The sequence below is a fragment of the Antarcticirhabdus aurantiaca genome (assembly GCF_009765365.1).
Lineage (GTDB): Bacteria > Pseudomonadota > Alphaproteobacteria > Rhizobiales > Rhizobiaceae > Antarcticirhabdus > Antarcticirhabdus aurantiaca.
In genome coordinates this window covers 230,829-245,142 of sequence record NZ_VTOM01000006.1, presented here as the reverse complement: position 1 = coordinate 245,142, position 14,314 = coordinate 230,829, and the positions used below count along the sequence as shown (strand labels likewise).

11 protein-coding genes are annotated in these 14,314 nt (G+C 70.1%); 6 read left to right on the top strand and 5 right to left on the bottom strand.

Going from position 1 to position 14,314, the window contains the following annotated elements:
• Positions 1–2: 2 nt before the first annotated feature.
• Entirely contained in the window at positions 3–233 is a 231-nt protein-coding gene (locus FZN60_RS09565) for a Trm112 family protein (RefSeq protein ID WP_158873245.1), read from the top strand.
• A gap of 106 nt (positions 234–339) precedes the next feature.
• Entirely contained in the window at positions 340–1,731 is a 1,392-nt protein-coding gene (locus FZN60_RS09560) for a dipeptidase (RefSeq protein WP_158873244.1), read from the top strand.
• A gap of 76 nt (positions 1,732–1,807) precedes the next feature.
• On the opposite strand, the gene FZN60_RS09555 is transcribed toward FZN60_RS09560, so the two are convergent.
• Together FZN60_RS09555 and FZN60_RS09550 are read right to left on the bottom strand one after the other, a co-directional pair.
• Positions 1,808–2,302: a histidine kinase gene (locus FZN60_RS09555; protein ID WP_158873243.1), complete on the bottom strand. Its 495-nt coding sequence runs from the start codon at positions 2,300–2,302 to the stop codon at positions 1,808–1,810.
• Positions 2,303–2,527: 225 nt separating this feature from the next.
• Positions 2,528–3,517, bottom strand: a complete 990-nt coding sequence (locus tag FZN60_RS09550; protein WP_158873242.1) for a Bug family tripartite tricarboxylate transporter substrate binding protein — start codon at positions 3,515–3,517, stop codon at positions 2,528–2,530.
• Positions 3,518–3,823: 306 nt separating this feature from the next.
• Between FZN60_RS09550 and FZN60_RS09545 the strand changes: the two genes are divergently transcribed.
• A complete protein-coding gene (locus FZN60_RS09545) occupies positions 3,824–4,642 on the top strand; it encodes a MipA/OmpV family protein (RefSeq protein WP_158873241.1) in 819 nt (272 codons plus the stop codon).
• 470 nt (positions 4,643–5,112) lie between these two features.
• Positions 5,113–7,785, top strand: a complete 2,673-nt coding sequence (locus FZN60_RS09540) for a transglycosylase domain-containing protein (protein ID WP_158873240.1) — start codon at positions 5,113–5,115, stop codon at positions 7,783–7,785.
• Between the two features lie 111 nt (positions 7,786–7,896).
• Here FZN60_RS09540 and FZN60_RS09535 read toward each other — a convergent pair whose 3' ends face one another.
• From FZN60_RS09535 to FZN60_RS09525, 3 genes are read right to left on the bottom strand one after another with little or no spacing between them, the layout of a single operon-like run.
• On the bottom strand, positions 7,897–9,129 hold the full coding sequence (locus FZN60_RS09535; protein ID WP_158873239.1) for a DUF3618 domain-containing protein: 1,233 nt from the start codon (positions 9,127–9,129) through the stop codon (positions 7,897–7,899).
• Positions 9,126–9,590, bottom strand: coding sequence for a phage holin family protein (locus FZN60_RS09530; protein WP_158873238.1), 465 nt, complete (start codon positions 9,588–9,590; stop codon positions 9,126–9,128). Before FZN60_RS09530 ends, FZN60_RS09535 begins: the two co-directional genes overlap by 4 nt.
• Positions 9,580–10,593: a F0F1 ATP synthase subunit B gene (locus FZN60_RS09525; RefSeq protein ID WP_158873237.1), complete on the bottom strand. Its 1,014-nt coding sequence runs from the start codon at positions 10,591–10,593 to the stop codon at positions 9,580–9,582. The genes FZN60_RS09530 and FZN60_RS09525 overlap by 11 nt, the downstream gene beginning before the upstream one ends.
• Before the next feature lie 453 nt (positions 10,594–11,046).
• On the opposite strand from FZN60_RS09525, the gene dnaK reads away from it, so the two are divergent.
• Both dnaK and FZN60_RS09515 read left to right on the top strand, forming a co-directional pair.
• Positions 11,047–12,990, top strand: coding sequence for a molecular chaperone DnaK (gene dnaK / locus FZN60_RS09520; RefSeq protein WP_158873236.1), 1,944 nt, complete (start codon positions 11,047–11,049; stop codon positions 12,988–12,990).
• Between the two features lie 181 nt (positions 12,991–13,171).
• Positions 13,172–14,275 carry an acyltransferase family protein gene (locus FZN60_RS09515; RefSeq protein WP_158873235.1) on the top strand — a complete coding sequence of 368 codons (1,104 nt, stop codon included), beginning with the start codon at positions 13,172–13,174 and terminating at the stop codon, positions 14,273–14,275.
• Positions 14,276–14,314 lie beyond the last annotated feature (39 nt).

The following is a 14,314-nucleotide window of genomic DNA, read 5'->3' as shown; positions in this document are numbered from 1 at the left end:
GCATGACCGACGAGACACCAGCGGCGCCCGTGCAGCCCGCCGCGCCGCGCTCCCGCGACACGCGGCCCGACCCCAAGCTCCTGGAGCTTCTGGTCTGCCCGCTCACCAAGACGACCCTCAGCTACGACCACCGGCGCAACGAGCTCGTCTCCGCCGCCGCCAAGCTCGCCTTTCCCATCCGCGACGGCATCCCGATCATGCTGGCCTCGGAAGCGCGCAAGCTGGACGACTAGGGGCTCCGCCGCGCCCAGCCGGGCGGACGCGGCCGGCGCGGCTTGATCGCCGGGAAGGCTGCGCCTAACCAGGAGCGCACGAACAGCCTTCACGAAGGATCCCGCCATGGCCGATCTCGACGCCGTCCTGTCCTGCCTGGACCTCAATCTCGACCGGTCGGTGGAGCGCCTCAAGGACCTCCTGCGCATCCCCTCGATCTCCACCGACCCCGCCTATGCCGGCGACTGCCGGCGCGCGGCCGAGTGGCTCGCGGGCGACCTCGACGCGATCGGCTTCAAGGCCCGCCTCGTCGAAACGCCGGGGCATCCGATGGTGGTCGCCCACCACGACGGCGCCGGCGAGGGTGCGCCGCACGTCCTGTTCTACGGCCACTACGACGTCCAGCCGGTGGACCCGCTGAACCTCTGGGAGGCCGATCCCTTCGATCCGCGGGTCGTGACCATGCCCGACGGAACCGCCCGCATCGTCGGGCGGGGCTCGGCCGACGACAAGGGCCAGCTGATGACCTTCGTCGAGGCCTGCCGCGCCTTTATCGCCGAGACCGGCTCGCTGCCCTGCCGCGTCACGATCTTCCTGGAAGGCGAGGAGGAATCCGGCTCGCCCTCGCTCCTGCCCTTCCTCGACGCCCACCGCGAGGAGCTGACCGCCGACGTCGCGCTGATCTGCGACACCGGTATGTGGGACCGCGAAACACCGGCGATCTCGACGGGCCTTCGCGGCCTCGTCGGCGAGGAGATCACGATCCGCGCGGCCTCGATGGACCTGCATTCCGGCATGTTCGGCGGTGCGGCGGCCAACCCCATCACCATCCTCGCCCGGATCCTCGGCAGCCTCCACGACGAGACCGGCCGGGTGACGATCCCCGGCTTCTACGACGGCGTCTCGGAACTGCCGGACGACATCCGCAAGCTCTGGAACGAGCTGCCCTTCTCCGAGGCCGAGTTCCTCGGCGCGGTCGGCCTGTCGGTGCCGGCGGGCGAAGAGGGGCGCTCGGTCCTGGAGAAGATCTGGGCCCGCCCGACGGCGGAGGTGAACGGCATCGAGGGCGGCTATACCGGCCGCGGCTTCAAGACGGTGCTCCCGGCCGAGGCTCGGGCGAAGGTCTCGTTCCGCCTCGTCTTCGACCAGGATCCGGCGGCGATCCGCGAGAACTTCCGCCGCTTCGTGCGCGAGCGCCTGCCGGCCGACGTGACCGTCGAGTTCCACGAGCACGGCGGCTCGCCGGCGATCCAGCTGCCCTTCGATTCCGACGTCGTCGCCACCGCCCGCCAGGCGCTGTCGGACGAATGGCCGAAGCCTGCGGTGCTGATCGGCATGGGCGGCTCGATCCCCGTCGTCGGCGAGTTCAAGCGCCGCCTCGGCATGCCCTCGCTCCTCGTCGGCTTCGGCCTCGACGACGACCGCATCCATAGCCCGAACGAGAAGTACGAGATGACGTCCTACGCCAAGGGCCAGCGCTCCTGGGCGCGCATCCTGGCCGCGCTCGGGGCGCGTTGAGCCTGCTCGCGAACGCGAAAAAGGGCCGGGGGATCGCCGATCCCCCGGCCCTTCGTTGAGCGCGTCGCGGTTCGGCTTACGGGGCCGGGGTCAGCGAGTTGACCATCGCCTGGACCGCGGCGTCGTTCGTCTCGCCGCCTTCCTGGCTCGCCCAGTAGGTGATGATCAGAAGGTTCTGGGGCGAGGCGGTCACGGCCGCCAGCGTGATCTTGACCGGACCGTTCTCGTCCTGGCCGTTCCAGCTGGTGAGGCCGGCCTGCATGCCGTTGATCGTTCCGGTGCCGTCCTGCTGGCTCGCCGCGTCGATGGTCACGCCGTTCTCGTCCAGGAAGCTCGCCGCGTCGGTCAGCACCTTCTCGGCGGACTCGGACGCGGCGACGTCGACGTAGAAGGACACGGTCTCGTCCGGCGAGAAGGCCTGGATTCCTCCGGCCTCGGTCTCCTCGCCCGTCCAGCCCTCCGGCACGGTGATCGACGCGACCGGCGCGTCGCTCGGGAACTGGAGGGTCTCGGCGCTGGCGGCGGAACCGAGAGCGAGGGCGGCAAGCGCCCCGAGGAGAAGGGTCTTCATCGCTGAGATGGCTTTCGTGAGGTGACAGCCGCGCCGGCCCCGCGCCCGTTCCACGGGCCGCCAGCCGCCGTTAGCCGCGCAACGTCTGCGCGTCCCTGCCTTAAGGGAAGTCGGTCGCCACGTCCTCACGTTCCGTGGCCGTGGATGGGTTTCCTCGGCGAAACTCGTCGAACTGGTGAATCGAAGCCTCCCGCGACCTGCCGCGGGAGGCCTTGGCGGGGCGCGCTACTCGATCTTGACGCCGGCTTCCTCGATCACCGGCTTCCAGCGGGCGATCTCGGTCTTGACGTGCTCGGCGAGCTGTTCGGGCGTGCCGCCGACCGTGGTCGCGCCGACCTCGGCGAGGCGGGCCTTCAGCGCCGGATCGGAGATCGCCTCGTTCGCCGCCTGGTTCAGCTTGGCGATCACCTCCGGCGGCGTGCCGGCGGGGGCGAAGAGCGCGTTCCAGGTGTTGGTCTCGTAGCCCGGGACGCCCGCCTCCTCCATGGTGGGGACGTCCGGGAAGCTCGCGGCGCGCGTCTTCGTCGTCACCGCCAGGGCCTTGAGCTGCCCGGCCTTGATGTACTCGGTCGAGGAGGGAAGGTTGTCGAAGTTGATCGGCACCGCGCCCGAGATCGCGTCGATGAGCGCCGGGCCCGAGCCCTTGTAGGGGACGTGCACCATCTCGGTGCCGGTCAGCTTCATGAAGAGCTCGCCCGACAGGTGCAGCGGCGTGCCGTTGCCCGAGGACGACCAGGTCTCGCCGCCCGGGTTCTCCTTCAGCTTGGCGATCAGCTCCTGCACCGTGTTGGCCGGATAGTCCTTGTTGACGGTGAGGACGTTCGGCACGGTGACGAGGAGGGCGATCGGCTCGAAGTCCGTCACCGGGTCGAAGGGCAGGTTGCTGTAGAGCGAGGGGGCGAGGGCGTGGGTGGCGATCGTGCCCATCAGGATCGTGTAGCCGTCGGGCTCGGCCTGCGCGACGTAGCCCGCGCCGAGATTGCCGCCGGCCCCGCCCTTGTTGTCGACGAGCACCTGCTGGCCGAGCGTCTCGCTCATCTTCTGGGCGATGAGGCGCGCCACGAGATCGGTCGAGCCGCCCGCCGCGAAGGGCACGACCAGCGTGACCGGCTGCGAGGGGAAGTCGCTCTGCGCGTGGGCCGGATTGCCGAAGACGAGGGCCGAGCCGACGGCGAGCGCGGCGACCGCGCTGGCCAGGAATGATCTGCGTTTCACCAAACATCCTCCCAAATCGAAACTCGCAGCCGCGCCGGGTGCCGCTTTCCGGCAGCCTTACGCGGACGCGCGCCGAAGTTAGACCATCGCAGCCCTGAGCTGAACCGGAGGGGCGGGAAAAAGCCGCCGATCGCATCGATTCGCATGTGGCTCCGCTGCCACGCTGGCGCGGCGAAGCGCAGCCGCGACGCTTTCGCGGCGTCGGCGTGCCCGGATGCAGCTTGCCGGTAAGGGCCCCTGCGGTACACCGGATGCCGAGGCGCGCAGGTCCTCGACCCTCCCGCGACCCTTATCCGGAGACCGTTCATGAGCCGCCGCGCCGTTCTTTCCTTCGCCGTTCTCGCTCTGGCTGCGGCGAGCGACGCGCCGGCGCTGGCCGCCGACCCCTACGAACTGCCGCCGCAGGGCGTGGCCACGCCCGACGAGCGCATCGACGCGGTGTTCGAACTCGGCGCGGGCGTCGCGGTCTCGCCCGAATACGAGGGCTCGGACGACTACGAGGCCTCGCCCTGGCCGATCCTCGGCCTCGACTATCTCAGCATCCCCGGCCTCGTCACCTTCGGCAGCATCAACCCGCAGGGCGGCGGCCTCTCGATCGGTCCGTCCTTCGGCTACAACGGCGAGCGGGACGACGACGACCTCGACGGTCTCGACGACGTCGACGCGACCTACGAGGCGGGCCTGAAGCTCGGCTACGAGTGGGAGAACGCCGAGATCTACGGCGAGGCGCGCTACGCCTTCGGCGGTGCGGAGGGCTTCGTCGGCGCGCTCGGCGCCAACGCCATCGCCCGTCCGAGCCAGGCGCTGCTCCTGAAGGCCGGCCCGCGCGCCACCTTCGCTTCCGACGACTACATGGACACCTATTTCGGCGTCGACCCGGACGAGTTCGTCCGTTCGGGGGGCAAGTTCGACGCCTTCGAGGCCGATGGCGGCTTCAAGTCGGTCGGCCTCGAGGCCTCGGCGCGCTACGAGTTCGCGCCCACCTGGTTCCTCAATGCCGAAGGCTCCTACATGCGCCTCGTCGGCGACGCCAAGGACTCGCCCGTCGTGCAGGAGGAGGGCTCGGAGGACCAGTTCACGTTCGGCCTCGGCCTGTCCAAGCGCTTCTCCGTCGACCTGTTCTGACGATCCCACCGGGAAGCCGAGAGCCGCAAGGACGGCGACGGCGACGAGGAAACGGCGCGGGCCGGCCGGCTCGAGATGTTGGCCGCCATGGCCCTGTCTCGCGCGGCGATCGATCGGCCCAGGGGAATTCCGCGTCCCGAGCTGAAGGGGGGCAAGCAAGCGGAGCGCCGCACGTCCGCAACCCGAGCGTGCCTGCTGGTCCTGACGGACTGGCGGCCCCTCTGGCTAACGACACGTTAAATCGCCGCATTTAGTCTCCACCCGTCCCGGTCGCGCCCGCCCCGCCGCTTCCCTTGCAGGAGAGCTGCGGACAGGTGGGCCGATCGGATTTCGTCCACGGCAGGAGTTGCCCCGAAAAGAAGGGCGCGGCGGTGGGCGGCGAGGGGATGCGGAGGCGTTCGCGCTTCGCGCCGCCGGCACCTGCCGGCGCGCGGGAAGCCGTCCGCCGCGAATGCTGCGAACGGGGATCAATGGCGCGACGTAACGGCCAGGAGCGCATCGAGCCGACCTTCGGCGGCGCGGCGAACGACCGCGACGAGGGACACTTCTCGATCAGCACCGACGACAGGGCGGTGGTGGGGCCGGCGCGCGCAACCGCCCGCCGTGCCAGCCCGCGCGATCCCGGCTTCGGCGGCCCAGATGGGGCCGGCCGCGGCCGCGACGAGTTCTTCGACGGGATCGACGACCACGAGGACGATTCCATGGCCCGCGCCGCAGCGTCCCGTTCCACGCGCGCCGCGCCCAAGGCGGCCAAGACCCGCGCGGCGACCAAGAGCGGCGGCGCCCGGCGCGGCTGGTTCGGCGGGCGCGGCGGCGGCGGCTCGTCCTCGGGCGGCGGCGGCCGGGCTCCCAAGCGCCGGCGCTCCTTTCTCGGCCACGTGTTCCGCTTGTTCCTGTTCATGGGCCTCTGGGGCGGCGTCGCGGTCGCCTGCGTCGTCGGCTGGTTCGCGGTGAAGCTGCCGCAGGAGGCCTGGGAGATCCCGGCCCGGCCGCCCAACGTCAAGATCGTCTCGGTGACCGGCGACCTCGTCGCCAATCGCGGCATCACCGGCGGCAAGGAGGTGGCGCTCGACCAGATGAGCCCCTTCATCCCGCAGGCGGTGATGGCCATCGAGGACCGGCGCTTCTACGACCATTGGGGCGTCGACCCCATCGGCATCGTGCGCGCCTTCTCGCAGAACATGGCGGCGGGCGAGACCGTCCAGGGCGGCTCGACGCTGACCCAGCAGCTCGCCAAGAACATCTTCCTCAATCCCGACCAGACCATCCAGCGCAAGATCCAGGAAGCGGTCCTGTCGCTCTGGCTGGAATCGCGCTTCTCCAAGGATCAGATCCTGGAGATGTACCTCAACCGCGTTTATTTCGGCTCGGGCGCGACGGGCGTGGACGCGGCGGCCCGGCGCTACTTCAACAAGAGCCCGGACGAGGTCGACCTCGGCGAGGCGGCGCTTCTCGCCGGCGTCCTGAAGGCGCCCTCGCGGCTGTCGCCCGCCAACGACCCGGCCGCGGCCCAGGCTCGCGCCGAGGTCGTGCTGCAGGCGATGCTCGAGGAGGGCTTCATCACCCGCGAGCAGTTCGACGCCGCCCGCAGGCGAGAGCCGACGCAGGCCAAGGCCTTCTGGACGGGCGCCGAGAACTACGCCGCCGACCTCGTGATGCGCGACATCAAGGCCCTCGTCGGCGAGGTGAAGGAGGACGTCGTCGTGGAAACGACGCTCGACCTCGACCTCAACGCCGCCGCCGAGAAGGCCATCCGCCAGACCGTCGACGGCGCCAAGCAGAACGTTTCCCAGGGCGCGCTCGTCGCCATCGACGGCACCGGCGCCATCCGGGCGATGGTCGGCGGGCGCGACTACGCGTCCTCGCAGTTCAACCGGGCGGTCGACGCCAAGCGCCAGCCGGGCTCGGCCTTCAAGCCCTTCGTCTACGAGGCGGCGCTCGAATTCGGCTGGCGGCCGGAATCGATGATGAACGACACGCCGGTGCGGATCGGCAACTGGCAGCCGCAGAACTACGACGGCAAGTTCCGCGGCCAGGTGACCATGGCCGAAGCGGTCGCGAAGTCCTTGAACACGGTGGCCGCCAAGATCACCGCCGACGTCGGCCCGGCGACCGTGATCCAGACCGCCAACCGGCTCGGCATCGCCTCGCCGATGGTCGACAACGCGTCCCTGGCGCTCGGCACCTCCGAAGTCTCCCTCATGGAGCTGACGGGCGCCTATGCCCCTTGGGCGAACGGCGGCTATCTCGCCAAGCCGCACCTCGTGAACCGCGTGACCACCGAGAACGGCCGCGTCCTCTACGAGCGCGGCGCCGAGGTGCCGCCGATCGTCGTGCCGAGCGAGGACGTCGGCATGATGAACTCGATGCTGATGGGCGTCGTCACCAAGGGCACGGGCCGCAAGGCGCAGGTCGAGGGCTGGCAGACCGCGGGAAAAAGCGGCACGACCCAGGACTTCAAGGACGCCTGGTTCGTCGGCTACACCTCGAACCTCGTCGCCGGCGTCTGGCTCGGCAACGACAACGGCGCCCTGATGAAGAAGGTGACGGGCGGCTCGCTGCCGGCCGAGGCCTTCTCGCGCTTCATGACGGCCGCGCACGAGGGGCTCAGCCCCATGCCGCTGCCCGGCAACTACGTGATCGGGGCCGAGCACCCGCCGCTGACGGCGAGCGCCGGCCAGCCGCAGGGCATCGATCCTCAGGGCAACCCGGTCGGTCTCGACCCGGCCGCCGGCGGCCAGCTGCCGACGAGCGCCGACCCTTACGCATCCGGCATCGACCCGTTCGACGCCTCCGGCCAGCCGATCCAGCCGCCGGCAGGGCAGCCTCAGCCCCAACCCCAGCAGGCAAGCCGCGGCGAGCCGGCCTATACCGAATATCCGATGCCGGACGATCCGACCTATCGCGGCGAGAGCGCCGATCCGGAGCTGTCGCCCTACGGCGCCGATCCGGGCCTGCCGGAATATGGCGAACTGCCGCCGGACGAATACTACTACGACGAAGCGGGCGGGCGCCCGATGCCGCCCGGCGACGTCTACGTCGAGCCGCCCGCGCGCATCGATCCGAGCCAGCTTCCGCCCGACGCGGTTCTGGAAGGGCGCGCCGGCGATCGCTCGTTGTTCCGCGGCCTCTTCGGCGGCTAGAACGCCGAGAAGCGCCGCGCTCCTCCCCGTCGCTCGTTCACGAACAAACGAAGGCCCGGCGCTTCCGTCGAAGCGCCGGGCCTTCCTGCATTGTCGCGTCGCTTTGGTCGCCTACGCCGCCGAGGACGCACCGCCGGCGCGCTGCTGGCCCTGGTCCTTGTCCTGGCCTTGGCCTTGGTCGCCGCGAGCGCCCTGCGTCTCGTTCTTGACCTCGGAGCGCGCCGTCTCCACGGCCGTGCGGGCGACGGAGCCGACCTTCTCGGCCAGGGTCTCGCCCTCGCCGGTGGGTTTCAGGCCCTTCTTCTCGGCCTCTTCGCTCGCCGCCTGATAGGTCTTCTCGGCGACCGATTCGGCCCGGTGCATCGCGTCGCGGCCGTAGGCATAGGCCTCGTCGCGCAGCCGGTCGCGCGCGTCGCCGAACAGTTCGTCCTCGCGGCGGGTCGAGGGGATCGCCGCGCCGATCGCCGCGCCGATGGCGAGCGCAACCGCGCCGACCACCAGCGGCTCCTCCGCCAGCGTGTCGAGGAAGCTGCGGCGCACCCGGCGCCCGGCATAGGCGAGGTTGTCGCCGGCGCTGCGAAGGCCGCGCTCGGCCGCTTCTTCCGCCCGCCAGGCGGCCTCGCGGGCGCTCTCACCGAAGCGCGAAGCGCTGCCATAGGCCGAGCGCGCCGCACCCGAGACCGCGTCCGCCGTCGAAGAGGCGGCGCCGGAGATGCCGTCGGCCGTCGAGGAGGCCGCGCCCGAAATGCCGCTCGCGGCCGAGGAGGCGGCACCCGAGATGCGGCTTCCGGCCGAGCTTGCCGCATCGCGCGCCCGCTCGCTCAAGCCCGGACCATCGTGCTCGCCGCCGCTCGGGCCGGTATAGCCGACGGTCCCCGGACGGTGCGATCCGTAAGCCTGGCCCGATGAGAAGTCGCGGGCGCGGTCCGCGCCGTAGTCCGAGGCGTAGCCGCGGGCCGTGTCGCGCCCGTAGCCGCTGCTGCCGCGATAAGCGTGGTCCGCGTCGCGACGACCCTGGCCGTCCGGCGGAAAGGCTTCCTCGAAGCGGTCGTAGCGCCAGTCGTCGTAGGACCGACGCAGGTTTCCGGCGCCGTCGCGCACGCCCGGCCCTGCAAAGAGCCAGGCGAGACCGGCGCCGACGAGGCCGAGGGCGAGCGGATTGTCGCGCACCTGACGGCCGAAATTGCGGGCGAGATCCGCGCCGTTGCCGTTGCGGACCAGCGTCGTGACCTCGTCGACGATGCTGTTCACCGACAAGCGGTCGCGCAGCGCGTCGAGCGTGGCGTCGACATTGGCGCGGCGGGACTCTGCCTCGCGCTCGAGACGATCGGTTTCCGTGCTCATCGGGTCTGGTCCTTCACGAGTTCGGTGTCCTTGCCGAGCTGGCGGACGGTGCGGTCCGGCGTCAGGCTGGTGGGTTCGAGGTCCTTCTTGCCCTTCATCAGGAGAATGGCGCCGATCACCGCGAAGAGGACGCCGACGGCCAGCGCCGCCCAGGCGGTGTCGATGTACTTGCCGAGCGCCACCACGAGCGCCTGCGACAGGACGAAGAGGGAAACCAGGAGGCAGATGGCGCCGGCGGCGATGGAGCCGCCGCCGACCTGGGCCTGCCGCATCTTGTCCGAGAGCTCGGCGCGCACGAGCTGGCCTTCCGTGCGGAAGAGCTCGCCCGCTTCGCGGATGAGGCCGGCAAGGAGGTCCGGCACGGCCCGAAGGCCGTTGTCGCCGGGAGGCGCCGAGCCCGCGGCGCCTGAAGCCGCCGCGGTGTCGCGATAATCCTGGGTGTCGCGGTAATCAGCGGCCATCGTTCGATCCTCCCGTTCCGGTGCCGCCGGCATGCCTGATCGGGGGCGTGGTGCCGGAGCTTGCCGTCGTGGTCGAAGCGCCGCCGCTTGCGCCCGCCCCGCTCATCCCGGAGCCGAAGGCGTTCGAGCCGGTGAGGCCCGCGCCCGTCGTTGAGCCGGCGGTCGCCGCCGGTCCGACCGAGCCGGCACCGGTGCCCGGCGCGCCGAAGCTTGAACCCGAGCCCGAACCCGTGCTCGACCCTGCCCCCGTGCTGCCCGTGCCGGTCAGTCCCGCCGCAGCGCCCGTCGTGCCGGACACGGTGCCGCCGAGGCTGGTGTCGCCGCTGCGCAACGTCGAGGCCGTGCCGGGCCCCTGCGTGCCGTAGCTGCCGGAGGATGAGGTGCCGGAGGCGTGGGCGCGTGCGCCCGCGCGGTTCTGCGAATAATCGTTGCGGTCGTCGGAATAATCGTAGCCGCGGCGGCCGTAATCGCGCTCGTCGCGGTCGTAGCCGCGATCGCCGCGATAACCGTCGGGATGCTCGCTCGAAGCGCGGGCGAAGCGGCCGATGGCGACGCCGGCCAGCGCCGCGCCGATCAGGAAGGCGGCCGGCTGGCGGCGGGCGAAGCCGGACACCGAGCGGGCGATGTCCTCGATGCTCTGGCCCTTCAGCGAGCGCGACACGTCCTCGAGGCCGCCCGCGGCCTGGCGGACGAGGTTGGCGGCCATCGACTGATCGCGGCCGCCGAGCTCGTCGGAGGCCTTCTTGATGGCGGCGGCGAAGTCCTCGATGCTGCCGGCGGCGAAGTCCTTGGCGCCCTCGGCGCGGGCTCCGGCTTCCTCGCGGGCCTTGGCGGCGAGGTTCGAGGCTTCGTCGCGCGCGGCGCGGTAGCCCTGGCTCGCCTGGCGCTTGGCCTCTTCGGCCTCGCGGTCGACGGCGCTGCGCGCCTGTGCCGCGTCGTCCTTGGTTCGATCGAAGGAGGCCGATCCCGAGGATCCCTCCGGCTTGTTCCAGTCGGTGGTCATGATGTCAGCCTCAGCGAAGTCCGAGAAGCGAAAGAACGGCCAAGACCACGACGATCAGGCCTATGAGGTAGATGATGCTGTGCACGGTCGTTCCTCCTTCGACTGTCCCGCGAGAATTGGGCCTCTCGGGCTCTGTACAGGGCGCGGAACACTCACGCGTTCGTGTCGCCTCCTAACCAAAGGAAGGGGCCGGCGGTTCCGCGTCGATCGGTGGCAGGGCACAGATCTTGACAGAGGTGCGGAAGGCGGTTGCTGCGCGGCGTCGAATTGGCCTCACGAAGCCGCGAGCGCTCGTCTTGCGTGCCCCTCGGGCGGTTCATATATAGCCGCCATCGACGCCCCGCCGGCCCGTGCCGGCAAAGGCTCAAGGAATTCAACGCATCCGAAGGAGCCGCCCACCGGCACGCCTCGATGGAGGGTCCGGGCGGTTCGCTCAACAAGGAGATGAGGCTCATGGCGAAGGTTATCGGTATCGACCTTGGCACGACCAATTCCTGCGTCGCCGTCATGGACGGCAAGAACGCGAAGGTCATCGAGAATGCGGAGGGCGCGCGCACCACGCCCTCGATGGTCGCCTTCACCGAGGACGGCGAGCGCCTCGTCGGCCAGCCCGCCAAGCGCCAGGCGGTGACGAACCCGGAAAACACGCTCTTCGCGGTGAAGCGCCTGATCGGCCGCCGCTACGACGACCCGACCGTCGCCAAGGACAAGGGCCTCGTGCCCTACAAGATCGTGCGCGGCGACAACGGCGACGCCTGGGTCGAGACCCACGGCGACAAGTACTCGCCCTCGCAGATCTCCGCGATGATCCTTCAGAAGATGAAGGAGACCGCCGAGTCCTATCTCGGCGAGAATGTCACGCAGGCGGTCATCACGGTTCCCGCCTACTTCAACGACGCCCAGCGCCAGGCCACCAAGGACGCCGGCAAGATCGCCGGCCTCGAGGTCCTGCGCATCATCAACGAGCCGACGGCGGCCGCGCTCGCCTACGGCCTCGACAAGAACGACGGCAAGACGATCGCGGTCTACGACCTGGGCGGCGGCACCTTCGACGTGTCGGTGCTCGAGATCGGCGACGGCGTCTTCGAGGTGAAGTCGACCAACGGCGACACGTTCCTCGGCGGCGAGGACTTCGACATGCGCCTCGTCGACTACCTGGCCTCCGAGTTCAAGAAGGACCAGGGCATCGACCTGAAGAACGACAAGCTCGCCCTTCAGCGCCTGAAGGAAGCGGCCGAGAAGGCCAAGATCGAGCTGTCCTCGGCCTCGCAGACCGAGATCAACCTGCCCTTCATCACGGCCGACCAGACCGGCCCGAAGCACCTGACCCTCAAGCTCACCCGCTCGAAGTTCGAGAGCCTCGTCGACGATCTCGTCCAGCGCACCGTCGGCCCGATGAAGGCCGCGCTCAAGGATGCCGGCCTCTCGCAGAGCGACATCCACGAGGTCGTCCTCGTCGGCGGCATGACGCGCATGCCGAAGGTGCAGGAGGTCGTGAAGAACTTCTTCGGGAAGGAGCCCCACAAGGGCGTCAATCCCGACGAGGTGGTTGCGATGGGCGCCGCCATCCAGGCGGGCGTCCTCCAGGGCGACGTCAAGGACGTCCTGCTCCTGGACGTCACCCCGCTCTCGCTCGGCATCGAGACGCTGGGCGGCGTGTTCACCCGCCTGATCGACCGCAACACGACGATCCCGACGAAGAAGGGGCAGGTGTTCTCCACCGCCGAGGACAACCAGAACGCCGTGACCATCCAGGTCTACCAGGGCGAGCGTGAGATGGCCGCGGACAACAAGCTCCTCGGCCGCTTCAACCTCGAGGGCATCCCGCCCGCGCCGCGCGGCGTGCCGCAGATCGAGGTCACCTTCGACATCGACGCCAACGGCATCGTCAACGTGTCGGCCAAGGACAAGGGCACCAACAAGGAGCAGCGGATCACGATCCAGGCCTCCGGTGGTCTCTCTGACGCCGACATCGAGCAGATGATCAAGGAAGCCGAGGCCAATGCCGAGGCCGACAAGAAGCGGCGCGCCGGCGTCGAGGCGAAGAACCATGCCGAGAGCCTCGTGCATTCGGCCGAGAAGAGCCTCGCCGACTACGGCGACAAGGTCTCCGAGGCCGACCGCACCGCCATCCGCACGGCGATCGACGACCTCAAGGCCGAGCTCGAGAAGAGCGATGCCGACGCCGACGCGATCAAGGCCAAGACCGACCGCGTCGCCGAGACCTCGATGAAGCTCGGCCAAGCCATGTACGAGGCCGCGCAAGGAGCGGACGACGGCGAGGCCGACGCGGCCGCCGCCTCTCGCGCCCGCCAGCAGGCGGCCAAGGACGACGACGTGGTGGATGCCGACTTCGAGGAGGTCGACGAGGACCAGAACCGCAAGAAGTCGGCCTGATCCGACGAAGCGCGTTTCAAGCATGAAGGGCCCGGCCGCCGCGAGGCGGTCGGGCCCTTTCGCGTTCTGGCATGCCGGGCGGCGGTTTACCCTTTCTTAAGGAATGATCGGGGCGTTAACGCCTTGCGCCGGCCCGCGGGCCTATACTGGTCCCGACGGTCGGTTGCGGGGCAGGGGCGCGATGCATTTTCGGATCTTCGACGCGTGGCGCCTGACGGCAGCCCTGCTGATCATGACCTACCACTTCCTCTATGCCGGCCCGATGGCGCACGAGACGCCCGGCATCGCCTTTCTCTACCGCCTACTGCCGCTCCTCGACATGTTCTTCATGATGTCGGGTTTCTTTATCGCCGCCCGCTACGCCCGGCGCCTGTCGAGCCCGGCGGACTTCGTCGGCTTCATGCGCCGGCGCATCGCGCGGGTCTATCCGCTCCACCTCCTGACGCTCGGCTTCTTCGCCGTCATGGGCCTCGTCTTCGCGAGCGGCCTCGTGGCGAGCGCCGAGCCGGAGCGCTGGGATCTTTCGGCGCTGCCCGCCAACATCCTGGCCCTGCACGCCCTCGGCACGACGAGCGCGCTGACCTTCAACTACGTGTCCTGGTCGGTCAGCGCCGAGATCTTCTGCTACGCGCTGTTTCCGCTCGTCGTCTTCGCCCTCCGCCGTGGCGGCCTTGGCGGCCTCGTCCTCCTCCTCGCGGTCTGGGTGGCGGGGCTGGAAGCCGCCTCGGCCGCCGGCTTCTTTCCGCGGGAGCACTGGCTGAAGGCCGACACCTTCGGGGCCTGGCGCGCCTTCGCAGACTTCGTTCTCGGCGCGATCGTCGCGGTGCTCGTCGAGCGCAGGCTCGCCGCGGCGGCCGGCCGGCCGCTCTCCCATCGTCCAGGCTTCCTGGCGCTCGGCCTCGCAGTCGCCACCATGCTCCTCCAGGCGAGCCCCTATCTCACCATCGCCCTCTTCGCCGCGGCGATGCTGTTCACCGCCTGCGCCGAGAGCGCCCGCCCGGACTCCACGCGCATCCTCGCCCCGCTCGCCCCGGTCAGCCGCCTCGCCTTCAGCATCTATCTCCTTCATCCCGTGATGGAGACGCTGTTCCTGTCGCTGCTCTGGAAGCGGGTGCTGTCGCCGCCCGAGCCGAGCCTGCTTCTCTTCTACGCCTATCTCGCCGTGCCGATGGCGGCGACGATCGTGGTGGCGCTCCTGTCCGAACGCTTCGTCGAGCCGCGCCTTGCCCGTCTGGTTGCGGGGCCTGCGCGCCCGCGGCCGATGCCGGCCTGCGTTCCGGCCTGAGGCGGGGCGGCGAGGGCGATCGGGGAGACCCGCCGAACT

Excerpts from the sequence above, each read along its gene's own strand:
- FZN60_RS09545 (WP_158873241.1), top strand. The coding sequence starts at position 3,824 with ATGAGCCGCCGCGCCGTTCTTTCCTTCGCCGTTCTCGCTCTGGCTGCG.
- FZN60_RS09540 (WP_158873240.1), top strand. The coding sequence starts at position 5,113 with ATGGCGCGACGTAACGGCCAGGAGCGCATCGAGCCGACCTTCGGCGGC.
- FZN60_RS09560 (WP_158873244.1), top strand. The coding sequence starts at position 340 with ATGGCCGATCTCGACGCCGTCCTGTCCTGCCTGGACCTCAATCTCGAC.
- FZN60_RS09515 (WP_158873235.1), top strand. The coding sequence starts at position 13,172 with ATGCATTTTCGGATCTTCGACGCGTGGCGCCTGACGGCAGCCCTGCTG.
- dnaK (WP_158873236.1), top strand. The coding sequence starts at position 11,047 with ATGGCGAAGGTTATCGGTATCGACCTTGGCACGACCAATTCCTGCGTC.
- FZN60_RS09525 (WP_158873237.1), bottom strand. The coding sequence starts at position 10,593 with ATGACCACCGACTGGAACAAGCCGGAGGGATCCTCGGGATCGGCCTCC.
- FZN60_RS09535 (WP_158873239.1), bottom strand. The coding sequence starts at position 9,129 with ATGAGCACGGAAACCGATCGTCTCGAGCGCGAGGCAGAGTCCCGCCGC.
- FZN60_RS09555 (WP_158873243.1), bottom strand. The coding sequence starts at position 2,302 with ATGAAGACCCTTCTCCTCGGGGCGCTTGCCGCCCTCGCTCTCGGTTCC.
- FZN60_RS09565 (WP_158873245.1), top strand. The coding sequence starts at position 3 with ATGACCGACGAGACACCAGCGGCGCCCGTGCAGCCCGCCGCGCCGCGC.
- FZN60_RS09530 (WP_158873238.1), bottom strand. The coding sequence starts at position 9,590 with ATGGCCGCTGATTACCGCGACACCCAGGATTATCGCGACACCGCGGCG.